The sequence below is a fragment of the Planctomonas deserti genome, assembly GCF_003067705.1.
In the GTDB taxonomy this organism is placed as follows: domain Bacteria; phylum Actinomycetota; class Actinomycetes; order Actinomycetales; family Microbacteriaceae; genus Planctomonas; species Planctomonas deserti.
Window position 1 is genome coordinate 1 of record NZ_QANL01000227.1, and the last position, 512, is coordinate 512.

Sequence of the window (512 nt, forward strand, 5' to 3'; positions counted from 1 at the left end):
TAGACAGCAGCCGAGCATGGCTCGGCTCTACAACGCACAACGAAGAAGGGCGACCTCGCGGCCGCCCTTCAAGTGCCAGCCGACTGACAGTCGGCTCTACATCACTTCTCGATGGCCGACTCGACCACCATGTCCAGCACGTACGCCTGCGACGGCGCATCGGCCGGCGGGTTCTTCACCTCATAGCGCTTCACGCGCACCACGTTGCGCACGCCGTCTTCGTGGGTGTAGCCCTCGATGTTGCCGTAGAAGTTCTCGAACTTGCCCGGCTCACCCTGCTTCAGGCCCTTGTCGTCGAACTTGACCTCACGCACCTGCAGGCACTGGTAGTCCGGGATCAGCGGGTGCGAGCACTTCTCGGTCTTGGCGGCCACTTCCAGGAACACGGTTTCGCCTGCGCCGCCGTAGCGGGTTTCAGCCGTCGGTTCCGGGGTGAAGACCAGCCTGTCGCCCTTGGCGTTGGTCAGGGTCAGCTTGCCATCGGCATCCTGCTCGGCCTTCAGCTCGCCCTG

1 protein-coding gene is annotated in these 512 nt (G+C 63.9%); it reads right to left on the reverse strand.

Annotation, left to right across the window (positions count from 1 at the left end; all coding sequences use genetic code 11):
- Positions 1 to 101: 101 nt before the first annotated feature.
- On the reverse strand, positions 102 to 512 hold a 411-nt coding region (locus DAI20_RS20420; protein ID WP_159085182.1), incomplete at its 5' end, for a DUF4377 domain-containing protein.